Source organism: Peteryoungia aggregata LMG 23059, assembly GCF_030814435.1.
Lineage (GTDB): Bacteria > Pseudomonadota > Alphaproteobacteria > Rhizobiales > Rhizobiaceae > Allorhizobium > Allorhizobium aggregatum.
The window spans coordinates 324,004-348,602 of sequence record NZ_JAUSUW010000002.1 but is presented as its reverse complement, the minus strand read 5'-3'; the positions used below and the strand labels follow the sequence as shown (position 1 = coordinate 348,602).

21 protein-coding genes are annotated in these 24,599 nt (G+C 60.7%); 7 read left to right on the top strand and 14 right to left on the bottom strand.

The features are described 5' to 3' along the window. Positions 1-72: 72 nt before the first annotated feature. From J2045_RS04550 to J2045_RS04510, 9 genes are all read right to left on the bottom strand, one after another. On the bottom strand, positions 73-288 hold the full coding sequence (locus tag J2045_RS04550; RefSeq protein WP_307369872.1) for a hypothetical protein: 216 nt from the start codon (positions 286-288) through the stop codon (positions 73-75). Positions 289-756: 468 nt separating this feature from the next. Continuing rightward, positions 757-1,886, bottom strand: a protein-coding gene (locus J2045_RS04545) for an IS3 family transposase (RefSeq protein ID WP_307370099.1) whose coding sequence is annotated in 2 segments (ribosomal slippage) — positions 757-1,643 and positions 1,643-1,886 — 1,131 coding nt in all. Because the reading frame shifts where the segments join, the coding sequence is not laid out codon by codon here. Between the two features lie 84 nt (positions 1,887-1,970). Continuing rightward, positions 1,971-2,495: an NADH-dependent FMN reductase RutF gene (rutF, locus tag J2045_RS04540; protein ID WP_307369869.1), complete on the bottom strand. Its 525-nt coding sequence runs from the start codon at positions 2,493-2,495 to the stop codon at positions 1,971-1,973. 46 nt (positions 2,496-2,541) lie between these two features. Beyond that, positions 2,542-3,948 (bottom strand): amidase, encoded by a 1,407-nt coding sequence (locus J2045_RS04535; RefSeq protein ID WP_307369867.1) that lies wholly within the window; start codon positions 3,946-3,948, stop codon positions 2,542-2,544. Then, complete coding sequence (locus J2045_RS04530) at positions 3,945-4,148, bottom strand: hypothetical protein (RefSeq protein ID WP_307369865.1); 204 nt, start codon at positions 4,146-4,148, stop codon at positions 3,945-3,947. Before J2045_RS04530 ends, J2045_RS04535 begins: the two co-directional genes overlap by 4 nt. Continuing rightward, entirely contained in the window at positions 4,148-5,158 is a 1,011-nt protein-coding gene (locus tag J2045_RS04525; protein ID WP_307369863.1) for an ABC transporter permease, read from the bottom strand. Before J2045_RS04525 ends, J2045_RS04530 begins: the two co-directional genes overlap by 1 nt. After that, on the bottom strand, positions 5,155-6,702 hold the full coding sequence (locus J2045_RS04520; protein ID WP_307369861.1) for a sugar ABC transporter ATP-binding protein: 1,548 nt from the start codon (positions 6,700-6,702) through the stop codon (positions 5,155-5,157). Before J2045_RS04520 ends, J2045_RS04525 begins: the two co-directional genes overlap by 4 nt. Before the next feature lie 30 nt (positions 6,703-6,732). After that, entirely contained in the window at positions 6,733-7,833 is a 1,101-nt protein-coding gene (locus J2045_RS04515; RefSeq protein ID WP_307369860.1) for a sugar ABC transporter substrate-binding protein, read from the bottom strand. 284 nt (positions 7,834-8,117) lie between these two features. Further along, a complete protein-coding gene (locus J2045_RS04510) occupies positions 8,118-9,338 on the bottom strand; it encodes an MFS transporter (RefSeq protein ID WP_307369858.1) in 1,221 nt (406 codons plus the stop codon). Between the two features lie 185 nt (positions 9,339-9,523). Between J2045_RS04510 and J2045_RS04505 the strand changes: the two genes are divergently transcribed. From J2045_RS04505 to J2045_RS04475, 7 genes are all read left to right on the top strand, one after another. Next, positions 9,524-10,282: a GntR family transcriptional regulator gene (locus tag J2045_RS04505; RefSeq protein ID WP_166600581.1), complete on the top strand. Its 759-nt coding sequence runs from the start codon at positions 9,524-9,526 to the stop codon at positions 10,280-10,282. 258 nt (positions 10,283-10,540) lie between these two features. Continuing rightward, positions 10,541-11,623, top strand: a complete 1,083-nt coding sequence (rutA, locus tag J2045_RS04500; protein WP_307369856.1) for a pyrimidine utilization protein A — start codon at positions 10,541-10,543, stop codon at positions 11,621-11,623. Between the two features lie 190 nt (positions 11,624-11,813). After that, positions 11,814-13,178 carry an amidase gene (locus tag J2045_RS04495; RefSeq protein WP_307369854.1) on the top strand — a complete coding sequence of 455 codons (1,365 nt, stop codon included), beginning with the start codon at positions 11,814-11,816 and terminating at the stop codon, positions 13,176-13,178. Further along, the gene (locus J2045_RS04490) at positions 13,175-14,482 is read left to right on the top strand and encodes an amidase (protein ID WP_307369853.1); all 1,308 of its coding nucleotides are present in this window, start codon (positions 13,175-13,177) and stop codon (positions 14,480-14,482) included. The genes J2045_RS04495 and J2045_RS04490 overlap by 4 nt, the downstream gene beginning before the upstream one ends. 14 nt (positions 14,483-14,496) lie before the next feature. Then, positions 14,497-15,363 carry an isocitrate lyase/PEP mutase family protein gene (locus J2045_RS04485; protein WP_307369851.1) on the top strand — a complete coding sequence of 289 codons (867 nt, stop codon included), beginning with the start codon at positions 14,497-14,499 and terminating at the stop codon, positions 15,361-15,363. A gap of 3 nt (positions 15,364-15,366) precedes the next feature. Then, a complete protein-coding gene (locus J2045_RS04480; protein WP_307369848.1) occupies positions 15,367-15,993 on the top strand; it encodes an isochorismatase family protein in 627 nt (208 codons plus the stop codon). A 403-nt stretch (positions 15,994-16,396) separates the two neighbouring features. Continuing rightward, complete coding sequence (locus J2045_RS04475; protein WP_307369846.1) at positions 16,397-17,317, top strand: alpha/beta hydrolase; 921 nt, start codon at positions 16,397-16,399, stop codon at positions 17,315-17,317. Between the two features lie 35 nt (positions 17,318-17,352). Here J2045_RS04475 and J2045_RS04470 read toward each other — a convergent pair whose 3' ends face one another. The 5 genes from J2045_RS04470 to J2045_RS04450 all read right to left on the bottom strand — a co-directional run bounded on the left by J2045_RS04470 (position 17,353) and on the right by J2045_RS04450 (position 24,548). Continuing rightward, on the bottom strand, positions 17,353-19,356 hold the full coding sequence (locus tag J2045_RS04470) for a CocE/NonD family hydrolase (RefSeq protein ID WP_307369843.1): 2,004 nt from the start codon (positions 19,354-19,356) through the stop codon (positions 17,353-17,355). Between the two features lie 49 nt (positions 19,357-19,405). After that, positions 19,406-21,034: an ABC transporter ATP-binding protein gene (locus J2045_RS04465; protein WP_307369840.1), complete on the bottom strand. Its 1,629-nt coding sequence runs from the start codon at positions 21,032-21,034 to the stop codon at positions 19,406-19,408. Continuing rightward, complete coding sequence (locus tag J2045_RS04460; protein WP_307369837.1) at positions 21,027-21,854, bottom strand: ABC transporter permease; 828 nt, start codon at positions 21,852-21,854, stop codon at positions 21,027-21,029. Before J2045_RS04460 ends, J2045_RS04465 begins: the two co-directional genes overlap by 8 nt. After that, positions 21,851-22,858, bottom strand: a complete 1,008-nt coding sequence (locus J2045_RS04455; RefSeq protein ID WP_307370097.1) for an ABC transporter permease — start codon at positions 22,856-22,858, stop codon at positions 21,851-21,853. Before J2045_RS04455 ends, J2045_RS04460 begins: the two co-directional genes overlap by 4 nt. A gap of 100 nt (positions 22,859-22,958) precedes the next feature. After that, a complete protein-coding gene (locus J2045_RS04450) occupies positions 22,959-24,548 on the bottom strand; it encodes an ABC transporter substrate-binding protein (RefSeq protein ID WP_166600591.1) in 1,590 nt (529 codons plus the stop codon). Between the last annotated feature and the right edge of the window lie 51 nt (positions 24,549-24,599).

Sequence of the window (24,599 nt, the reverse complement as noted above, 5' to 3'; positions counted from 1 at the left end):
AATAACTAGCCACCAAATGGCGGACGGTTATTCAGAAGGAAGGCTATTGCGTTTTGGGGGCCGATTAGCCCCTCATCTGTCCCAGTGCATGAAGAGTTCGAAGGGGCCGATGATGGCACGGCGGGTGCCAAATCCATCCGGTGAGATCTCGGTGAAGAAGTCCCACTTGGAGAAGTCGCGAAGGCGGCACCACGTCTCCGCCTGGAGGTTGAGCTTGCCGATGCGGACATGGACGAGGCCGCCTGTGGCCGTGGCTTCAAAGGTGCTCTTGGCTAGGGTGATCTGCACGAGATTTCTCCTGGTTTCGGGTTCGTTGATAACCCAAGCATGAGTCCACTCCAGGAGGCTGTCAATACGTCTAACTAGATGAAAAATAATGGTAAAATGGCTTGACGTGCTCACATTCTACACAGCGAGAGTAAACCTCGTGGAGCCGCAAAGGCTTGCACCTGGAGATACCTGCCCAGGTTCCCCATAGTGTAGATAGTGGGCACGAAAAAAGTTTGTAAGGGGGCAATTGGCCTGAGGGGCTAGACTGTGTGACAAGTCTTGTAGAGGCGTCCGAAAAGTGCAATAAATTCAGTGGAGGATGGCCATGGATGCGCGGTCCGCCTCCGGGCACCATTTTTATTCAGCAAGATCATTGTGTTGTGGTGCGAGTGCCTGTTGGGCGCTGAAGCTCGAAATGAGCTTGGGTGTCGTTTTGGGTATCCGGTGGGATTTTGAATAGCCCCGAGTTTCGTAGACACCCTCGGGTTACGTTTTCTGGTGTTTTTCGAACTCGACGGGGGACAGCATCCCGTTTCTGACATGTTTGCGCTTCGGGTTGTAGAACATCTCGATGTAGTCGAACACGTCCTGCCTGGCTTCGTCTCTTGAGCGATAGACCTTTCGGCGTATTCGCTCCCACTTCAACAGATTGAAGAAGCTCTCGGCGACGGCATTGTCATGACAGTTGCCCCGCCGGCTCATCGAATGAACCAGATTGTGGTGCTTCAGGAACGCTGCCCAGTCCATACTGGTGAATTGCGATCCCTGATCCGAATGCACCAGAACCTTTTCCTTTGGCTTTCGCCTCCAGACAGCCATCAGCAACGCCTGCAGCACGACATCCGTCGTCTGTCGGCTCTGCATAGACCAGCCGATAACACGGCGGGAATAGAGATCGATCACCACCGCGAGATAGGCGAAACCTTCGTTGGTTCGGATATAGGTCACGTCGGTGACCCAGGCCTTGTTCGGGGCCGCGGCGTCGAATTGCCGAGCCAGCGTGTTGTCGATGACAATGGAAGGCCTGCCGCCGTAAACTCCAGGACGGCGCTTGTAGCCGATCTGAGCCTTTATCCCGGCAATCCGCGTCAGACGCGCAACCCGGTTGAGGCAGCATGTCTCGCCGTGATCGAGCAGATCGTCATGAAGCTTGCGATACCCGTAGACCTTGCCGCTCTCTTCCCAAGCCGTCTGGAGCAGATCGATCTGCCGCTTGTCCTCAAAGGCACGCTTGCTCAAGAGCATCCGAAGCCAGGCATAAAACCCGCTGGGATGGATGCGGAACAGGCGACACATCATTCGCACCGAAAACCGCTGTTGATGCTTTGCAACGAACGCGTACTTCACTTTGCATCCCTGGTGAAATACGCGGTCGCTTTTTTTAATATGTCGCGCTCCTCGGTGACACGCGCCAGCTCCTTTTTAAGCTGCCTGATCTCTTCGGACTGCTCGCTGCCCTGATTGCCAGACGCCAAGGAGAACTTGTTCTTCCACTCATAAAGCGAATGCGAGCTCACACCCAGCCGCTGCGAAACCTCCGCAACCGGATAGCCCCATTCCGTGATCTGACGCACCGCGTCCCGCTTAAACTCTTCGCTGAAATTCGATTTGCTAATGGTGATCTTCTTGCCTCAAAAGTAGGAAAGAAGGCGTCTACAAATCTCGCGGCTATTCAATCCGGCAAATATCCAGGTGTCCGATTACGCACCCAGGTGATGATAGGCGCGCTTGTAATAGACCAATGCGGCATCCGCCTCCTGCTCGCGGATCTGCTGGACGGCGCAAAACAGCACGCGATGGGTGCCGACATCCTGGCTTTCGATGATCCTGCAGTCGAAGGAGACCATGGCGTCCGCAAGCATCGGTGCGCCGGTCACACCCTCCTGCCACTCGGCTGCGGCGAAGCGTTCGTCCACCGGAGTCTTTCCGCCGAAGAGCGAGGACAGGTTTTCATGCGCTGAAGTCAGGACATTGACACAGACCACTCCGTTTTCCATCACGGCATTGAAGACCGAGGCCGTGCGGTTGAGGCAGATGAGAAGGGTTGCCGGGCTGTCGGTGACGCTGCAGACAGCTGTTGCGGCAAAGCCTGCCCGACCCGCCGGTCCATCCGTGGTGATGATGTTGACGGCGGCGCCCATCTTCGCCATGGCGTCGCGAAAGCCTTGCTGGCTCACATCTGAAACCAGGTTCACAGGCTGGGAAAATGTCGGAACACTGTTCATCGAGGCAATCCTTCTGGTTGGCCGTCCTGGCTGCTTGTTGATCGGATCAGGCCGCTGACCTGTCGATGAATGCTGGAAGGGCGATGGCCCGTTCAAGGCTCTGCGCCACGCTTGCGGCAAGGTCTTCGCGCCAGGGCCTGGCGATGATCTGCAGTGCGACTGGTAATCCGCCCTGAGACTGTGCGACCGGCAGGGTTACCACCGGCAGGCCGAGGTAGCTGAAGGGTCTGGTCAACGAGGTCATGGCACTGACCACGGCATTCATGCGCGGACTGGTGCCGATATCGACATCCGCCGACAGAGGCGGCAGGAAGGGCATGGCCGGGGCGATCAGCACGTCTGCTTGCGCAAATGTGGTGTCGAGGCAGGCTTTCAGCGTCACGGCACGGATCTGCAAGGCTCTGAGATAGATGGGGGCGGGAATGGCAAGCGACTGGGACAGGCGCATGCGGATTTGCGGCCCGTAATCTTCGGGGCGCTCGCGCATCCCGTCGAAATGCGCAGTACCAGCCTCTGCCATCGCCACCACATTCGCAAGCTCGGCAATCGAGGCGAGATCTGGCAAAGTGGCTGAAGAGACTGTGCCGACCAGGGAAGAAAGCGTCTCAATCGCAAGCTCCATGCCCTTTGCAACGTCTCCGTCCAGCCCGTCAGCAAACATTCCGCCGGCAATGCCGATACGGATTGCGGACAGATCCGATGTCAGATCCTGCGGCGGGATGACCGAAACGCAGGTTGGATCGAGCCCATCGGGTCCGGCAATCTGCTGCAGGAGGAGGTATGCATCCGCCACCCTGCGCGCCAGCGGCCCGACGCAATCCTGCGAAAAGGACAGGGGCATCACACCATGGCGGCTGACGCGGCCCTGTGTCGGCTTGATGCCGACGACACCGCAACAGGCTGCCGGCAGGCGGATCGATCCGCCGGTATCGGACCCAAGGGCTGCCATGACCACGCCGCCGCCGACAACAGCGCCCGATCCGGAGGACGAGCCCCCGGTAACAAGGGCCGGATCGATCGGATTGAGCGCGCGTCCGTGATGGAAGTTATGCCCGGTCGGGCCCATGGCAAATTCGCTCATGTTCAACCGGCCGATGGTGATCGCCCCTGCCGCCTGCAGACGCGCCATGACGGTCGAGGTGTCGGATGCGACGTGACCGGCGCGGATTTTCGAGCCGCATCCGGTGACAAAACCTCTGCGGTCATACATGTCCTTGTGCGCCAGCGGCACGCCATGCAGTGACCCGGTTTCGCGACCATCGACCAGTGCCTTGTCGGCTGCTTCGGCGGCCTCAAGGGCGGGCTGCTCCTCGATCTCGATAAAGGCGTTCAAACGTTCCTGGCTGGCTTTTGCCCGCGCGAGGGCAGCTTTTGTCATTTCGACAGAGGAGATGTCGCCGCGTCGAATGGCATTTGCCGCGTCGGAGAGGGAGCCTGGATTGTCGAGGCTCATCGCTTCGCCTCCGCCTGCATCAGGGCGTCGAAATGTGCCGGCTCGACGGTGAACAGCGCACCGCTCCTGCCAAGCGCGGCGGGCGCGATGCTTGCACTGTCGCGACGCAGCTCACCTGTCATGGCCAGCAGTTCCGGCTCCGAGGCATGGCGGCCCCAATAGCTTTCGGCCAGCGCCGCCATGACCTTTTCGATCTCCATCAGCTGAAATCCTGCGGTTGTCGGTTGCGTACAAGCTGGCTGAGCGACACCGCAATCACCAACGCGCCACCGTAAAACAGGTTCTGCACATAGGTGTCCGCCCCGAGCATGGTGAGCCCGGTGATTCCGGTGACCAGGAAGTAGACGCTGATGACGGCGCCAAAGGCATTGAACCGACCTGGCGAAATCGTCGTCGCACCGAGAAAGGCGGCAGCAAAGGCCGGGAGCAGCAGGTTAAGCCCGGACAGGGGATCGGCAGATCCGGTCATGCCGGCATAGAGCATGCCGGCAAAGGCAGAGATCAATCCGGAGATCACGAAGGCGCTGGCCCTGACCCGGTCGACATTGATCCCGCTCAGCCGCGAGACTTCCCGCCCGCGACCGACAAACAGCAGCTTGCGCCCGGCAATGGTGAATTCCAGCGCATACCAGATGATGGCGGCAAGGATCAGCGCATAGAAAAACGCGAGCGGAATGCCGAAAAGTCTGTTGATGATCACCCATTCGACGAGCCCCATGGAGACGCCTGAGATCGTCTGGGAATTGCTGACCCAGAGGATCAGTCCATTGACGAAAGTGCCAACGCCGAGCGTCACGATCAGCGAGTGGATGCGGAAATAGAGAACGAAAAAGGCATTGACCGCTCCGATCACCACGCCGCTCAAAAGCGCAATCAGCATGACCGGCACGACCGGCCAGCCGAGCTTGACGTTGAGGACGGCAATCAGCATGCAGCTCATCGTCAGGGTCGAGGCGCCGGAGAGATCGAAATCGCCAGACGTCAGCGGGATGATGATCGCAAGCGTCAGGACGACCAGCACGGCCTGCGAGCCGAACAGGGTCGAGAAGCTGCGCCAGCTGAGGAAGGAATCCGGCATCAGCGTGCCGAAGATCAGGATCAGCAACAGCCAGGCACCGACGAGCGCGAACCGTTCTCCCTCGGTCTTCAGGGTGAAACGGCTTTTCGCCTTTGGCACCGTCTTGGTGGTCGGCATATCCAGCGTCGTCATTCTGCGGCCTCCGCGTCATGGCTGTGGAAACAGGCTTCGGTAATGCTCTTGCGGCTGATCTCGGAGCCCTTGAGCTCAATGACCGGTCGCCCCTTGGAAAAGACGATGATGCGGTCGCAGATCTGCTCCAGCTGTTCATTGTCGGTCGAGGCGCAGAGGATCGCGGTGCCTTCGGCGCTCGCCTTGTCGAGTGCCTTGAAAATCTGCTGGCGCGCGCCGAAATCGACGCCTTGTGTCGGTTCGTCGAGCATCAGGAGCTTCGGCTTGATCTGCAGCCACTTCGCCAGCAGCACTTTCTGCTGATTGCCGCCGGACAGCGCTCCAAGGTTCAGATGCGGATCTTGCGGGCGCACGTCATAGATTTGCGCAAGTTTCGCCGCTTCGCGGGTCATTCCCGAGCGATCCAGTCCATAGGGCCTGGTCAATCCGTCGAGGATGGGCAGCGTGACATTGTCGGTGACCGGAAGGCTGCCGATGCCAGCGGCACCCAGTCGATCTCCGGGCAAGAAGGCAATGCCAAGCTTCTGTGCGGCGAGCGGTGTCATGGCCGAGACCGGCATGGTCTTGCCATCCACGGTGATCTCGCCCAGCCCTTTTAGGGCGCCAAAGAGCAGATAGGGCAGGGCGGCAAAGCCGGAGCCGATCAGGCCGGTGACGCCAAGCGTCTCTCCCTGCCGGATCTCGAAATCGAAGGGGGTATTCTGCCCATCGGTCAGGCCGCGAACCCTGACTAGGCTTGGGATCCCGGTGACTGCCATGCGCTTCTTTTCAAAGGCATCGATACGGCTGCCGACGATCGTATCCAGGATCGACTGGCGCCCGGTCTCCCGGGTGTCGAGAATATCCACCAGTTCGCCATCGCGCAGAATGGCGACCCGGTCGGTGATGTCGCGAACCTCGTCGATATCGTGAGTGACGATAACGACCGAAGCCCCGGTCTTGACGATGGAGCGGATCAGGGTGAACAAGCGTTGCACATCTTCGGCCGGCAGGAAGGGCGTCGGTTCGTCGAGCACCAGGATGCCTTCGCCGCCATAGCCGGCATCCGAAGCGCGCAGATCCTCGAAAGCCCTGATAATCGCAACAAAGGCACGCTCGACCGGCGGCAGATTGCCGACGGTCTCGAATGGGTCGATATCCAGTCCGAACTCGGCAAACAGCGTCGAGATGGCCGCGGCCTCCTTGCGCCAGTTGACGAACCAGGGTGTCTTTTGCCCGAGGGCCGTCACCCGCATGTTCTCGACCACGGTGAGCGATGCCACGAGGCCGAGATGCTGGTGGACGAAGGCCACGCCGCGCTTCTTGATCAGCATCGGATCAAGCGGAAGCGGCAGGGCCTGGCCCCAGAGTTCGATCCGGCTGCCTTCTTCCGGCTGGTGAAAGCCGGCCAGCACCTTGATCATGGTGGATTTGCCGGAGCCGTTCTGTCCGAGAAGCCCAAACACTTCCCCGCGCCGGATCGAAAGCGATACGCCCTTCAAGGCATAATAGCTGCCGAACCGCATGCGGATATTGTCCATCTTGAGCACGGCGTTCTCGGTCATGGAGACGGCTCCCGCTTGGTCCTTCAAGGATTATTTCAGCATCCACAGCTTGCGGAAGCCATCGAGATGGGCATCGCCATAACCGTCGTTGAAATTGGCCGGTACGCCTGCCGTTTCGACATTGCTCTTGTCGAAGACCAGAAGCGGTACGTTGAGCTTGGCCACTTCAGGCTTGCCGCACATCATGCGCATGATGTTGTCGATAGCAGCATAGCCGGCCCAGCCGAGGCTCTCGCCAATATCCATTTCGACTTGGCCTTCACGCACCATGTCGAGCACGAAGGGCGTGCCGTTGAAGCTGGCAATCTTGACCGCACCCTCGGCGCCGGTGATGCGCAGCGCCGGAACGACGAATTGCGACATGCTGTCATAGATCGGCAGAATGTAGTTGATCGAGGGGTCGGCGAGCAGTGCCGACTGCGTTCCGGACTGGATCTTCGTTGCCCATTCGGAGACGGGAACGTCGAGATGCTTCTGTGTGCAATCGGGGCAGAGCGCGGTCAACTGGTCCTGGATCGATTTGACGAAGGGGATCGAAGGCAGGACATCGGAAGAGCCTATGATCAGTACATTCGGCTTGCCTTCGGTCTGGACATAGGCCCAGGCGGCGAGAAGCTTGCCGGCGCCGGTGAAATCCACCTTGCCGGAATAGTCGACAGTGTCGATTGGCGGCTGCGTCACGTCATAGAAATGCGTGGTGCTGATCTTCAGGCCTGCCGCACGCGCTTCGCCAAGTTGGGGACCCAGCACTTCCGGGTTCAGGCCACCCGCCAGATCGAGTACGTCATATTTCTGGCTGATCGCCTGCGAAATGCCCTGGACCCACTGGTCGACCTTCAGCTGATTGTCCCAGGTCGTATAGGTGAAGCCGACTTCTTCGGCTGCCGTCGCCATTGCCTTCTGCAGTTCGACATTGAACGGGATCGTCATCGAGATCGGGATCGACAGGACCTTCTTTCCGGCCATGCAGGCCTTGGCGTCAAAGGCATCACCCGGCGCCTCAAACACCGGCATGGCCCGGTGCAGTTCAATGATGGCCTTTGCATCGGCCATCGGGTCTGCCGCAGCGGGTGTGGAAACGGCCGCAACGGTCGAAGCGGCCAGGAACGAACTGGCGATAAGCAGGCGCATGATCAACATTCCCCTCTGTGAAACCCGGTTTGTCCGGTGTCTTTCGCTGCGGTTTGCGACCGCGTTCGAGGATAATGTACGTACATAGTCAAGTCTCCGTCAACTGACTTTTGCCTATTTTTTTGCGCTGCACAATTTAGCGGCGATTGCCGAAAAGCCCACCACAGCAGCGCTTGTTTGTTGTTCAAGGTGCGAAGAGTGTAAGCGAGGACCGTTGTGAATCCAGTGACCAATAGAGGTCTATGGCCTTCATTATGTCGGTACATATGATTGGTGTTTCCGGCTCAGCGTCCCGCGCAATGCGCGCGCCAGGCGAGGATCATGCCGCCAATGCCAAACAGCGAGAAGATCAGAAAGCTCGCGCCATAATGGCCGGTCAGGGCATAGAGGCTGCCGAAGGTGGAGGGGCCGACAATGACGCCGATAAAGGTATAGACCAGCACGCCGCCGGTAATCGCGCCGACCCGGCCCTCAGGGGCATTGTGCGCGACTTCCGCCAGAAGCACGCCATTCCAGCCGATCGTCACGCCACCAACGGCAACAAACAGTGCGACCTGCGCAAAGCTTGGCAGGTCGGTCAGCCAGAAGAGCAGGGCATAGCCCAGCCCACCCAGCAGTCCGAGCAGGGAAAGCGTGATGAAGCCGCCGCCGATGCGGTCGGCTACGACGCCCCAGAACACCCGTCCAAGTGCGCCCGCCAATTGCATGGCCGCCGCCACCGAGCCTGCCGACAACAGCGACCAGCCTGCGTCATGGACAAGGGTGACCACGGCAAAGGCTGACACGGACAATTGCATGGCCGAATAGGCAAAGCCGAGGCCGCATAGCGCCCGCAGCCGCGGATTGCGCCAGATCGTCGATTGTTCGTCGACCAGGCCACGAATCAGGGACCGAGAGGCTGACGGAGCGCTGGGCTCGGCGGCATGGGTCACGGCCAGAAAACCCATTGTCGCCAGCGGCGCTGCTGCCCCGATCAGCAGGGCCAGATGCCAGTCGACATACCGCGACAGAAACGGGAAAGCGAAACTTGCCAGAATGCCGCCGAGGGGAACGCCAGATTGTTTGAGTGAAAACACCACATTGCGTTTGTTGTGTGGTGTGACGCGGCTCAGCATTTCCGAAGACGCCGGATTGTTCAGCCCGTAACCAACGCCGATGAAAAGCGAGGCTATGATGATCAGCGGGATATTGGCGCTGGCAATGCCGGCAAAGCCCAGGACGAAACACACAAGCGCTATCTGTTCGATGCGGATCGGACCGAAGTGCTGGACGAGGGTTCCGGCAATTGCAGATGAGAACATGCCGGACGCGTAGATCAGGCTGATCTGATAGCCGATCCAGTAGGCGCCGATATCAAGATCGCTCGCTACATCAGGGGCAATTGCCGTCAGCGCGAGGACGCTTGCGGTTGCGACAATCTGGATCAGTGTTGCAGCGGCGAGCGTCTGCATCAGCGAGGAGGCGCGGCGAGTGGGCGGAACCTCTCCGGCGATCAAGTCCGACATGCGTGGGATGTCCTGGGAAAATTGCTAGGATATGTACGTACTAATTGATTTGGCCGATATGCGCAAGCCGATGGACCGGGTTTCAACGATCTGCCGGATTCCGTTTGCCTTTTGCCGGGAAAGAAGGTTGAAACTCAGGCAATGGCATCAAGGCGGCGGTTGGGCCGGCAAGGACGGCGATGGACGTGGATCAGAAGCGCATGGACTGGAAGCCGGAGGTCGATACGGCACCGCTTTACCTGCAGGTCGCCCATCATCTCGAAAGCCGGATCAGCAATGGAGACTATCCTGTCGGCTCGCTCCTGCCGACGGAAAACGAGATCGCCACCGCGCTCAGCGTCAGCCGCCAGACGGTGCGCCAGGCAATCGGCACACTGCGCAACAAGGGACGCCTTTCGGCGCGCAAGGGGGTCGGCACGCGGGTCGAGGCCGGGTTTGATCCGGAGCGCAAGCGCTTCATCGCCCATTCCCGCTCGGAACTTTTCGAGATAGCCGCCGAGACCGAATTCGTCATCGACACGAAGGAAGAGATTTCCGCGCAGGGCAAGCTGGCCGTCGAGCTCGGCTGCCGCCCGGGGCGCAAGTTCTTTCATATGGCGGGCATCCGCTATCCAGGCAATCGCAGCAGGCCCTTCTCCTGGAACGAGGTCTATGTGGATGCCAAGCTCGCCGCTGCGGTCAAGGACATCACCGTCGCCCGCAGTGCGATCTTTCACTACATCGAGCAGTTTACCGGCGAGAAGATCCAGGAAATCCAGCAGGACATCCGGCCCATGATCCTGGATGCCGAGATTGCGGCAAAGCTGGACGTCAAGCCGGGCGATCTCGCTCTTGTCGTCACCCGGCGCTACTACGGCTCTGGCCGTCGCCTGCTGGAATATGCATTCCAGGTTCTGCCTGCTGAGCGCTTCACCTTTACCACCACCCTGCGGGCAGAGTCCTGAAGCACCTGAGCAGAAATCCGGCGTAGCGATCTGTGTCGGGCGCGTGATGAGCGCGTCACGCGTCTTTCTCTCTGCTTTTGCCCAGTGACGCGTCGTTTGATCCAAACGACGGCACTCGCTCCTGCGCGCCTTTTCACCGATTGCACAAACAATATGCACGCACAAACATGCGGCATTTTTGGCTGGACAGGCGAAATATTTTTTGCATTAGTTCGTACATATTGCAGGCGTTCAGGTGTCAAAAACAGGGGAACCCACATGGATATCGGTGTCTTCATTCCTATCGGAAACAACGGCTGGCTGATTTCGACCACATCGCCGCAATACATGCCGAGCTTCGAGCTCAACAAGCAGGTGGTGCAGAAAGCGGAAAAATACGGACTGGAATTTGCGCTTTCGATGATCAAGCTGCGCGGCTTTGGCGGCAAGGCCGAGTTCTGGGACTACAATCTCGAAAGCTTTACCCTGATGGCAAGCCTTGCGGCGGTCACCGAGCGGATCAAGCTGTTTGCCTCGACGGCCGTCCTGACCCTGCCGCCGGCCATTGTCGCGCGCATGGCCGCGACGATCGACAGCGTTGCGCCGGGCCGTTTCGGCGTCAACATCGTCTCCGGTTGGCAGATGGCGGAATATGACCAGATGAGCATGTGGCCCGGCGACGACTATTTCGGCTATCGTTATGATTATTCGACCGAATATGTCCACATCATGAAGGAGCTCTGGGAGAAGGGCGTCTCAAGCTTCGAAGGCAAGCACTTCACCATGAAGGACTGCATGATGAAGCCGATGCCGGCCAACAAGATCGAGATCGTGGCTGCCGGCCAGAGCCCGCGCGGCATGGAATTTGCCGCCGAATATGCCGACTACAACTTCGTCATGGGTTCGGGCATCAATACGCCGACGGCCTATGCGCCCAACAACGCCAAGCTGATGGAGGCTGCTGCCAAAACCGGCCGTGACGTCGGGGCCTATGTTCTCTTCATGGTGATTGCCGACGAAACCGACGAGCTCGCTCGCACCAAGTGGGAAAGCTACCGCGCCGGCGCCGATGTCGATGCGCTCGCCTGGATGGCCGATCAGGGCGGTAAGGACGCGACGGCGGACGCCAATTCGACCGCCAAGCACATCAACCTTCCCGAAGGTGCCGTCAATTTCAACATGGGCACGCTGGTCGGCTCCTACGCCAATGTCGCCCGCATGCTGGATGAGGCCGGAACCGTTCCCGGCACCAAGGGTATCATGCTGACCTTCGACGACTTCCTCGTCGGGCTCGACCAGTTCGGCGAGCGCATCCAGCCGCTGATGGCGTCGCGGTCTCTGAACCAGATGGCGGCCGAGTGACGTGACCCCGGCGCCACGCACAGCACATGCCCTCTCCCTGCCCGGTCGGGGAGAGGCATTCGACCCTTTGCTGCTGATTGATCCGACCCGCTTTGACCGGCATGGGGGCGCATCTGTGGACAAGCGGCCGGATGCACATATGCCGAGGTCGGAAGCCCAAACATTCTCAGGTCCCGTCCGGAACGCTGGCGTGGAGGCCCTGCTCTCGGCATTCGCCAGCCGGAGCCTCAAGCCTTCGACACTGCTACAAACCCTGTGCGATGCAATCGAGACGACCCGCGATGGGCAGGAAGCGGTGCTGCGCCCTGTTGCCGGAGCCGAAGAGGCTGCCCGCGAGAGCGACCGGCGCTGGGCATCCGGTGCACCGCGCCCGCTCGAAGGCATACCCTTTGGCGTCAAGGATATCATTGATGTCGCCGGAACGATGGTGACCTCCGGTTCCCTGTTGACCGGGGTACGGATCGCGCCTGCCGATGCCCCGGTCGTGGCCGCACTGCGCGCCCAGGGGGCCATTCCCTTTGCCATGACGGCGACGACGGAATTTGCCTGTGGCTCGCCGCACAATCCGCGATTTGGCGCGGTGACAAATCCGTGGGACCGGACGCGCTGGACGGGTGGCTCCTCAACGGGTTCCGGCGCCGCACTGGCCGCAAGACTGATGCCGCTTGCGCTTGGGACCGATACCGGCGGCTCGATCCGCGTGCCGTCCTGCTGGTGTGGCACAACAGGGCTCAAGCCCAGCCGCGAACTGGTCTCGCGCAACGGTGTGGCTCCCTTGTCCTGGACGCTTGACCATGTCGGGCCGATGGCCCGGTCTGCCCGCGATATCGCCCGTGTGCTGCCCTTCATGGCGCCGTCTACCGATCCGCAACTGGTCGAGGCATGCGCCGACGTGCTGGTCGAAGCCTCCGTCGCGGGCATGCGGATCGGCATTCCAACGACCTGGTTTACCGAGCGGGTCGATGCCGCCGTGCTTGCCAATTGGCAGGGAGCTCTTGCGGCCCTGGAAAACCTTGGTTGCGAGCTGGTCACCTTGCCGCCGCTTGACATCGAGCCCTGGCATAACGCCGGCTGGGTGATCCTGCAAAGTGAACTGGCAACGCTCCATTCTCCGCAACTCGACCGAGAAACCCACTTCGATCAGGGCCTGCTGCACCGCCTGCGCAACGGCCTTGCCTATAGTGCGGTGGATTATGGTCAGGCCTTGCAGGCCCGGATTGCCGCCCTTGATGCCTTCCTTGATGTCATGGCCGATCTCGATGCGATCGTGACCCCGGGGCTTGGAGGCGAGGCGGGACGGCTTGATGATCTGACTGTGGAGGTTGACGGCGTGCCGCACGCCTTCCAGACGGTCATTTCCCGCAACACGATGATTTTCGATGTGACCGGACTGCCGGCTCTGATGCTACCGTCGGGCCTGGGGCGACAAGGCCTGCCGACTGGTCTGCAGATCGTCGGCAAGCCGGGTGCCGATGCAACATGCCTGCGCCTTGGCGCCGCCTTTCAGGCGGTCACGCAATTCCATCTCGCAGCACCTGCGGAGGTGCCGGCATGAGCGCGGCATCAGGCGCCTATTTCGGGCTCAACCGGTGGACAGCGACCGAGGCTCTTGCCCGGATGGCGACGGGTGAGGTCCGAGCACGCGATCTCGTCTCCGCCTGTCTCTCCCGCATCGCCGAACGCGACATGGACGTGCAGGCTTGGCTTGCGCTCAATCCGCAGGCGATAGCCGAAGCCGAGCGGCTGGATGCCTTGCCGGTCGAGCAAAGGGGACGGCTTCACGGCCTGCCGATTGCGGTCAAGGACGTCTTTGACACAGTTCAATTGCCAACCACGCACAATTCCCCGCTTTTTGAAAACTTCCGCCCGGCAGGCGATGCCGCCGTGGTCGATCTCCTGCGTGCAGAAGGGGCGATCGTGCTTGGCAAGACCGATACGACGGAGTTTGCCGCCGCCGGTCGTGACGCGCGCACCGGCAATCCGCACGACCTGTCGCGCACATCCGGCGGTTCATCGGCGGGATCGGCTGCCGCCGTTGCCGATTGTCATGTGCCACTCGCGCTGGCGACCCAGACCGGCGGCTCGACCATCCGTCCAGGCTCGTTCTGCGGCGTCTATGCCTTCAAGCCGAGTTTCGGTCGGGTGAGCCGGGAGGGTGTGAAGATCTATGCCCAAAGCTTTGATACGGTCGGCTGGTATGGTCGAAGTGTTGCGGATATCGCACTTCTTGCCGATGTTCTGGGCCTTGGCGAAACGCTGGAAGAAAAAGACCTGTCCGGTCGTCTGCGTATCGTCATCACCCGCGGACCCTACCATGACCGCCTGGCGCCGGAGAGTATCGAGGCCTTGGATATGACCGAGACCCGGCTTGCCCTTGCCGGTCACGCCGTCTCCAGGCTGGAACTCCCGGCGGAATTTGTCGCTCTCGATGCCCATCACCGGGTGATCCTGCACCGCGAAGGGCAGGCGGCCTTTCGCAATCTTGCCCGCCGACATGGAACGGCCCTGCATGATGACTTCCATCATCGTGTTGAAAACCGGGACGGCTCGAAGCTTGCTGATCTTGCCCGCGCCTATGATGCCATGGCTTTGGCCCGGATCGCGTTTGATGCGACGGCCGGGGAGTTCGATCTGGTGATTGCGCCCAGCGCGCCGGGCTTTGCTCCGCCGGGGCGCCGGCCTGGTGATCCCGTGTTCAATGCCTCCTGGACGCTGCTCGGCGTTCCCTGTCTCAATGTGCCAGTGCCGCTCGCCATGCCGACGCTTCCGATCGGCGTGACACTGATCGGTCAGCGCTTTGCAGACAAGCACCTGCTGGAAGCGGCAACGCTTGTTGATCCTCTCCTCAACCCGAAATGAAAGACCGATACTGCATGCCTGATCCCGCATTGAAGAGCGCTCTTGCCGCCGGCGACTTCATCCTTGCCCCCGGCGTCTACGACATGATCTCGGCCCTGATTGCCGACCAGATGGGTTTCAAGGCACTCTATGTCACCGGTTATGGCACGGTCGCCTCGACGCTCGGAATTCCGGATGCAGGCATTGCCACCTATCGCGACATGGTCGAGCGCATTGCCCAGATCGTCAAGCTGACGAAGACACCTGTCATCGCCGATGCCGATACCGGCTATGGCGGTCTTCTCAATGTCCGACACACCGTGCGTGGCTATGAGGATGCCGGCGTCAGTGCCATCCAGCTCGAGGATCAGGAATTCCCGAAGAAATGCGGACACACGCCAAACCGGCGTGTCGTGCCGATCAAGGACATGGTCCGCAAAATCGAAGTGGCCGTCGACAGTCGGCACAGCGACGACCTGCTGGTGATTGCCCGCACCGATGCCCGGACCGGTCTGGGGCTGGAGGAGGCGATCCGCCGTGGCCAGGCCTATGCGGCGGCAGGCGCCGACATCATTTTCATCGAGTCGCCCGAAAGTGCGCAAGAGGTTCGCCAGATCGCCGCTGCGATCGACCGGCCCTTGCTTGCCAATATGGTCAATGGTGGTCGCACGCCGCTGATGAAAGCCGAGGATCTGAAGGCGCTTGGCTACGGCATTGCCATCTATCCGGCACTCGGCTTCCTCGCCCATGGCCATGCGGTGCGCCATGCCTATCGCGACCTGCTTGACCACGGCATCACCACGGATGCGGTCGAGCTCTATCCGTTCAAGGATTTCAATTCGCTGCTGGGTTTCGAGGACATCTGGGCCTTCGAGCAGAAATTTCCGGAAATTGGGGAGTAAGCAATGGCCGACCAGGATCTCGCCGCAAACTATGCCAAGGTCTATGACAACCGGATCGGTTTTGGCAAAAAGCCGGCGCTTGTGCTGGTGGATTTCGTGCAGGCCTATTTCGAAGCCGACAGCCCGCTCTTTGCGGGTGTCGATGCAGCCTTGGCCAGTGCCCTGCGCATTCGCGAAGCCGCGCGCGCCAAATCCCTTCCCGTCATCCTGACCGGCGTCGTGCTCCATCCGTCCGGGCTCGACGGCGGCCGTTTTTTCCAGAAGGCGAAACCGCTGGCCTGCTTTACCGCCGGCAATCCGCTCGGTGCCTGGCCGAAAGGACTTGTTCCTGAACCGGATGAATTTGTCATAAGCAAGCAATATCCGAGTGCCTTTTTCGGCACCTCCCTTGCCTCGCTGCTGACATCAATGGGTGTCGACAACGTCATCTTGACGGGACTGACGACCAGCGGCTGCGTGCGGGCGACCTGCGTCGACGCCATGTCGCATGGCTTCATCACCACCGTCGTCCGAGAGGCCTGTGGTGATCGTCACTCCGGTCCGCACGAAGCCAATCTCTTCGACATGAATGCGAAATATGCCGATGTCGTCAGTGAGGCGGAGATCCTGGCCTATATCGAAGGTCTCTGAACGGGGCTTGATACTCTGCCATCGGCGCCCCATTGACGTTTTTGCCCACCTGTGGTCCGGCTGCTACAAAAGTTGGCGGTCGCGTTTGGTCGCATCCAGGGCATGGGAAATGGCAGATCCGTCAAGCGTAATCAAACGCAGCCGACTTCTGGAGGAGACTCTTCAGGCGGCGGTCAAGGCTGCCGACCCGATGATCAACTGGAAGGATCGTCGGAATTTTCTTTATGTATAACAATATGATATTTAAATTTTGATGTACCAAGTGCCAACTGTGTTTTGATTGAATTCGTGGCCGTGGACCTGTTGCTTACATTGCTGAACTGTGTCCCCAAGGCTAACCAATAGGTTCCGTCTTGATCGGGACTTAGACACGCTGATCCTAACCACGAGAGGCTTGCCTGCCATGAGCCAACGCCCCCCGCCGATGCCAGACGAGCCCGGAATCCGGCATTTTGTAACGATCTGCAATGACTTCTATCCGCCCGATGCGGTCAAGGCGCCGATCGCCCAGCAACGACGATGGTATGATGCGCTTTGTGCTCATTTCGACCGCGCCTTGCCCGATGGCATGTCCATTTCGGATGAACTTGTGCAAGGCCGCATTCCGGTGCGGCGCTACCGACCTTCATTGATATCTACGCCAACAATTCTCCTCTACATTCATGGCGGCGGCTTCGTTGTCGGATCCCTCGACAGCCATAATGCTATCTGTGCCGAGTTGGCCCGTGATGCGGGAGCGGAGCTCGTTTCGGTCAGCTACCGGCTGGCACCCGAGCATGTTTGGCCGGCAGCGCATGAGGACTGCTTTGCAGTGCTGAGCAGGCTTTTGGCAGCCGGTCGCAAGCTCGTGTTGATCGGCGACAGCGCCGGAGGCAATCTGGCGGCAGGGCTTGCAATCCGCGCGCGCGATGCAGGGCTTCAGGGCATTGTCGGGCAGGCGCTCGTCTATCCGGCCCTTGGCGGAGACCTCGTCACCGGGTCTTATCTTGATATGGCGAAGGCGCCGGGGCTGACGACACAGGATGTTGCCTATTACCGCGCCATGCTGCAGACGCCGGATGATGACCCGATCGCGCATCCGTTGAGGCTGCAGACCTTTGCGGGGCTGCCTCCGACTTTTGTCACTGTCGCCCATTTTGATCCCTTGCGCGACGATGGCCGGATCTATGCCGCGCGGCTTGCCGCAGCTGGCGTAGACGTGTGCTTTCGAGAAGAACCGCAGATGGTGCATGCTTGGCTAAGGGCCCGCTACATGAGCGAGGGCGCACATCAAGGGTTTGCCGCCCTCAGTACCGCCGTCGCCCGGTTGGCAGGGGCGCCCTGACCCGCCTGTCGCCCCGGCCATGGCGCCGGTGCGCGTCACATGTGGTCGCGCGGAATGGCCGTCTCGGCAAAGGTCTTTTCGAACACCTTGTCATCACCCTCGTAAGCGATAACCGAAGCGCTGATCAGCCAGTCCTTGTTCGTGCACCTGATGCGCGCGGTGGATACCGTGCGCACGAACCATCCGGGCCGCTGCATGTCGCAGGTCCAGATGGACAGTCCCTCGGAGGACAGAGGGTCGCCGGGCGAAATCGACCAGACCTCCTCGCGCAGCTGGCGGGTCGAGAGCCCGGTTGCGGGATGTTCGGCCAAGCCCGTGTCTTCGAGCACGTGATACCGGGTTCGATTTTCAGAGAGATCGCGGATCACCTTGCGCGCGGTCGCAGGTGGGACATGTTCGATATAGCGAGGTAGAGGATCGGGATTATCCGGTTGTTTGACGTCGATCCGGCGATGCTCGCCGAGCAAGGGCAGAAGGAGGCGCAGGGAGGCCGCATCAATCGTCAAGCCTGGGTCGGTAGGCACTGGCAGCACGGTCGGCCAATAGGATGTCGACAAGGACAAACGGAGGCGATGCCCCGGTCGGAAACGATAGCCGCAGGCATCGAGCTGCAGCCGGATTGATGTCGGTTGGCCGTGCTCCATCGAGCGGGGGGCACTGTTCCCCTGGCGGTGTGCGAGATTGAGCACGCCAAAGCAAACGCGCATCGCCGTTCCGTCCGGATGGATATCAACGATCCGGGCGCAGAGATTGGCCAGATCGGCATCACAGGAAACAGTGAGCTCGATCTCAGGCCGTCCCAGAAGGTCAAGGCTGGCAAGCAGCGGTGTCGTCTCGAAGGTCAGCGATCCTGCGTCGTCGCCACGTTGGTCGCCGGCAAGTTCGGCATCGGGCTTCAGGGTGAACCATTCGCCGGACGCGGTGCCGGTATCGAGCGGCGATCGCAGAAAAATCTCATCGACCGGACGCTGTGTCGCGGCCTCGCCCACGGCCAGTCGACCCGATGGATCAAGATGCAAGCGCTGCATCAACGGCGGCTGCCAGCGCTCCTTGGCGATCCAGAACCCGGGATCGACATCGCGGCGCGGTGCGGGTTTCACGCCGTCGAGGATATAGGCACGCACCTGCGGCGTTGTTTCCTGACCGGTGTCATCGCCGCGCAGCCAGCGGTTCCACCAGGCGATCGCTTCGCCGAGGAAATCGCTGCGGGGTTTGGGCCATGCGAAGTGGGGATATTTGTGGATCCACGGCCCGATCAGGGCCTTGGCGTCATCCCCCAGCCCCTCGACCGCAAGCAGCGGCGTATTGCGGTATCCATCGGCCCAGCCGGCAATCACCAGCGCCGGCACGGCAACCGCGGAAAAGTCCTCGTTGATCGATCCGTGTTTCCAGAAATCATCGCGGCGCTGGTGGGCAAGCCAGTCCTCAAGGAAGAACGGTTCGTTCTCCAGTCGTTCCATCCACATGGCACGCCAGCGGTCGCCGACAACATCCGGGTCTGGCGCGCGCGACTGGTAGGCAAGCATGGTCGCCGCCCAGGAAAGCTGTGCGGACAGGTGGCAGCCATTTTTGTAGTGGATGTCGTCATTGTAGCGGTCGGTGGTCGAGGCGATCGAAATCACTGCCTTAAGCGCCGGTGGGCGAAGGGCCGCAACCTGCAGCGCGTTGAACCCGCCCCAGGAGATGCCCATCATGCCGACGGACCCGTTCGACCACGGCTGGGTGGCGATCCAGGCGATCAGTTCGCAGGCATCGGCGAGTTCACGCGGGGTGTATTCGCCGTCGATGACGCCGTCGGATTCGCCAGAGCCCCGGATATCGACGCGGACGCCGGCAATGCCGGCTTCGGCAAAGGCCGGATAGGTGGATTCGTCGCGCATCGCGGTGCCGTCGCGCTTTCGATAGGGCAGGAACTCAAAGACCGCAGGCACGGGATCGGCATCGGCGCCGTCTGGCATCCAGATACGGGCGGCAAGCCGGGTGCCGTCCGTAAGGACGATCCATTGATTTTCGATGACAGTGAATGGGCGAGGGGACATGACGATCAGACCTTGGGCAGGCGACAATGGGGACGGGGACAGCGCGGGGTCAGTGCCCCGCACTCTCAATCTTGCGTGTGGCAATGGCCCGTTCCAGCCAGCCCAGTTCCATTTCGGGAACGGATTTCAGCAGCAGATCGGTGTAGTCGTCATAGGGCGGTGACAGCACCTGTGACTTCGGTCCGAAGCGCACCAGCCGCCCGCGATGCATCACGGCGACGCTGTCGGCAATGGCGCGAACGATGGCGATGTCGTGGGTGATGAACATGTAGGAGACGTTTGTTTCTGCCTGCAGGCGCATCAGCAGCGATAGGATGCCTTCGGCCACCAGCGGGTCGAGCGCCGAGGTCGGTTCGTCACAAAGGATGAGGTCCGGCTTGGCCGCCAGCGCCCTGGCGATTGCAACCCGTTGTTTCTGTCCGCCGGACAGTTCCGCCGGATAACGATCGACGAAGCCCGACGCCATCTCGATCTGCTCCAGTAGTTCCTTGACGCGCTCCGTCTTTGCCGTGCCATGCAGGCCGAAATAGAAGGTCAGGGGGCGGCCTATGATATCACGCACCGTCTGGCGCGGGTTCATCGCCGTATCCGCCATCTGGTAGATCAGCTGGATGCGCCTGAGGTCGTCGCGGCTGCGCTGTTTCAGCGCCGGGGTCAAAGCCTTGCCGTCGAAGGTGATACTGCCGGAAACTGGCGGCAGAAGGCCGGTGATGGCACGCGCCAGCGTCGACTTGCCCGAGCCGGATTCGCCGACAACGGCCAGCGTCTGGCCTTTCGGCAGATGCAGGCTGACATCATGCAGCACCGTGAAACCATTGGAATAGCCTGCGGTGACATGTTCGATTTTCAGCTGGGTGTTACTTTGAACAGTCGCTTCACCCTTCTTGGCTTGTCTGACATTGACCAGAGCCCGAGTATAGTCTTGACGCGGCTGTTCGATGATCTGCCGTGTGCTGCCGTATTCGACAGTCCTGCCATGCCTGAGAACCATGATGTCGTCGGAAATCTGCGCGACCACGGCGAGGTCATGGGTGATGTAGAGCGCGGCGGTATGCGTGGCCTCGATGGCGTGCTTGATCGCCGCCAGAACATCGATCTGGGTGGTGACGTCGAGCGCAGTCGTCGGTTCGTCGAAGACGATCAGTTCGGGCTTGGGGCAGAGCGCCATGGCGGTCATGGCCCGCTGCAGCTGACCTCCGGATACCTGATGCGGATAGCGGTCGCCGAAACGATCGGGATCTGGCAGACCCAGCACGCCGAAAAGATAGGCAGCGCGTTTGCGGGCCTCCGCCTTTGTCATCAACCCATGTGTCAGGCTTGCCTCGATCACCTGGTCGCCCAGGCGATGGGCCGGATTGAAGGCGGCGGCTGACTGCGCGACATAACAGACCCTCGTCCCGCGCACCCGACGGATGCCGGCCTTGTCGAGGACCGGAAGATTCTCCCCATCAAGCAGGATCTCACCGCCGGTAATGCGGACGCCGCCGCGCCCATAGGCAAGCGCCGCCAGCCCGATCGTCGACTTGCCGGCGCCAGACTCGCCGATCAGGCCGAGAACCCGGCCTTTGCTCAGGCTGAAAGAGACATCCTCGACGATGGTGATGTCCTTTGGCGGCTCGCCCGGAGGATAGGCGGTTGCCTCGATCTTCAGATTGCGGACGGACAACAGATCATGCATCGCCGCGGCCTCCCTTCAGGCTGGAGGTTCGATTGAGCAGCCAGTCGACCACCAGGTTGACGCAGATGGCAAGGGCGGCGATCGCCGCTCCCGGCACCAGGGCTGCCGAGATGCCGAAGATGATGCCGTCCTTGTTGTCCTTGACCATGCCACCCCAATCGGCAGCCGGTGGCTGGATGCCGAGGCCCAGAAACGACAGCGTCGAGAGAAACAGGATCGAGAAGGCAAAGCGCAGGCCGAATTCGGCCAGGAGCGGCGACAGCGTATTGGGCAGGATCTCGCGGAAGATGATCCACATCGTGCCTTCGCCACGCAGTTTCGCCGCCTCGACGAATTCCATCACCGCGACATCGAGCGCGACGGCCCGGCCGAGCCGATAGACACGGGTGGAATCGAGGATTGCCATGACCATGATCAGGACAAACAGGTTTTGCGGTAGCACGGCGAGCACGACGAGGGCGAAGATCAGGGTCGGGATCGACATCATCAGATCGTTGAACCGCGACAGGAACTGATCGAGCAGGCCGCGCGATACCGCAGCCGTGAAGCTCAGGAAGATGCCGAGCGAAAACGAGATGACGGTCGCTGTGAGCGCCACCATCAGCGTCGTGCGGGTGCCGTAGATCATCCGGGACAGGAGGTCCCGACCGAGATTGTCGGTGCCGAGCAGATAGGTGCCGCCCATCGGCTCCCAGACGCTTCCAACGATCTCGCGCTCGCCATAGGGCGCAATGAAGGGAGCAAAGAGCGCGCAGAAAATCGCAAGCGCAATGCCGATGATGCCGATCCAGGCGCTGACGGGGATATCTCTCAATCTCATCTCGGATGCCTCAATCGCGGATTGGCAACAATGGCGATGATGTCGGCCAGCATGTTGAGAAAGATGTAGACTGCCGCAAAGATCAGGCCGCAGGCCTGCACCACAGGCATGTCGCGCACGGTGACCGCATCGACCATGTATTGGCCCATGCCGGGATAGACGAAGACCACCTCGACAACGACGACGCCGACGACAAGATAGGCGAGGTTGAGCGCCACGACATTGACGATCGGGGCTATCGCATTCGGCGCAGCATGGCGCAGCATGGCCCGAAAGGCGGAGAGACCCTTGAGTTCCGCCGTCTCCATATAGGCGGATGACATGACTGAGAGGATGGCGGCCCGTGTCATCCGCATCATATGGGCAAGCACGACCAGAACCAGCGTGGCGGTCGGCAGCGCCATGGCCTGCAAACGATCGAGTACTGCCATGCCGTCGTGCACGGTGGACGGAAAGGTCGCGATGTTGAAGTTGATGGCGAAGACCATGATCAGCAGATAGCCGATGAAGAACTCTGGCAGCGAAATGGCGGCGAGCGAGACGACGTTGATGATCCGGTCCGGCATCCGGTTGCGAAAATGCACGGCCAGCATGCCAAGGCCGACGGCAAGAGGCACCGAGATGGCAGCAGCAAGTGCTGCCAGCATCAGCGAATTGCCGAGACGCTTGCCGATTTGTTCCGTCACCGAATTGCGGCTGGCCCAGGATGTGCCGAAATCGCCCTGGACCGCGCCGCCAAGCCATTCGAAATATCGGATGACAAGGGGGCGATCGAGGCCAAGGTCGGCGCGGATATTGGCGACCGCCTGCGGCGTCGCCGACTGGCCGAGATAGGTGGTGGCGAAATCTCCGGGCAGGGCTTCAACGCCGCCATAAATGAGCATGGAGACGGCAAGCAGCAGCAGCACGCTGAGGGCAAACCGCTGCATCACCAGCGTGAGCAGCGGAAAACGTTCGGACAGCTTGCGGGCCGGCGGGTCACCGGCGTCGGTTATTTGGGTCATGGTCATCCAGCCGATCCAGAAAACGGGTAGGGCCCGCAGACCTTTGTCTGCGGGCCGATTGACCGGAGCAGCGCGAAAGGTGGCTGCTCATTTCCGGCGACTAGGCTTCAAGCCAGACGCGGGTCGCGACATAGCCGTTCGACATGTCGTTGCCGATGTCATGGACGTAACCCTTGACGCTGGTCTGCGACGCGTTCACGAAATCGTTGAACATTGGCAGGATCAGGCCGCCTTCGTCGCGCACCATCATGGCCATGTCGCGGTACATTTCCTTGCGCTTGCCTTCGTCCAGTTCGGCGCGGGCCTCAAGCAGCTTCTTGTCGAAATCCGGTCGCAGGAAACGCGTGTCATTCCAGTCAGCGCTGGAAAGGTAGGCGGTGGAATACATTTGGTCCTGGGTCGGACGGCCGCCCCAATAGGAGGTGGAGAAAGGCTGCACGTTCCACACATTCGACCAATAGCCGTCACCCGGCTCGCGCTTCACTTCGATCTCGATGCCGGCCTTCTGTGCGCTGCCCTGATAGAGGACGGCGGCATCGACCGCGCCGGGGAAGGCGACTTCCGAGGTGCGCAAGAGAACCGGACCGGAATGACCTGACTTCTTGTAGTGGAACGAGGCCTTGTCGGGATCATAGGTGCGCTGCTCGATGCCATCAGGGAAGAGGGCATAGGTGCTGTTGATCGGGAAGTCATTGCCGACCTTGCCGTAGCCGCCCAGCACGGTCTCGACCATGGCCTCGCGGTCCATGGCGTATTTCAGCGCCAGCCTGAGATCGTTGTTGTCGAACGGGGCTGTGTTGCAATGCATGATGAAAACGTAGTGGCCGCGTCCGGATGTGCTGAGGATCTCGACATTCGGGGCACGCTTCAACATGGTGACGGTCTTCGGATCGACCCGGTTGATGAAATGCACCTGGCCGGAGGCAAGGGCCGCGATACGCGCCGTCGCGTCGTTCATGCCGATGATTTCGATCGTATCGACATAGCCGCGGTCGGAACGCCAGTCATTGGGGTTCTTTTCCAAGGTGGCTCGAACGCCGGGCTCGAAGCTGACGAGCTTATAGGGGCCGGTGCCGATCGAGGCGGATGGATCGTCATTGCCGCCATTTGGCTGGATGACGAGGTGATAGTCGGTGAGCAGCAGTGGCAGGTCGGCATTGCCTTCGGTCAGGATCAGGACGAGCTTTTCGCCATCCTTCTTGATCTCCTTGATCGACTTCATCACGCCAAGCGCACCGGATTCGGACTTCTCATCGGTATGGCGATTGAGGGTGGCGATCACGTCATCGACGGTCAGCGTTTTTCCATCGTGGAACTGCACGCCCGAGCGAATCGTGAACGTCCAGGTGGCTGCGTCGGCGGAGGGCTCCCAGCTTTCGGCCAGGGCAGGCACCGCAGCACCCGTCAGCGGATCGCTTTCAACCAACATGTCGCCCCAGCAGCGGCCAACGCAGAACATGAACTGCGAGAGGAACTTTGCGGGATCCTTGCTGTCGGTCGCAGCACCGCCTTCAAGGCCGAGTTTCAGGTTGCCGCCGCGCTTTGGTTCCTGGGCAGATACGCTCGACGCATAAAGCGTGCTGGCCGCTGCAAGTGTCATGCCAGCGGCCATGGCCCGTCCCATGAATTCGCGCCGGCTCAATCCAGCTGATGTGACACGGGTCGAGAGGTGTTTCGTGTATTCGCTCATTGTCCGTTCCCTTTGTTATGGTTCAGTGGATCATCCGGCCTTTTGGTCCGT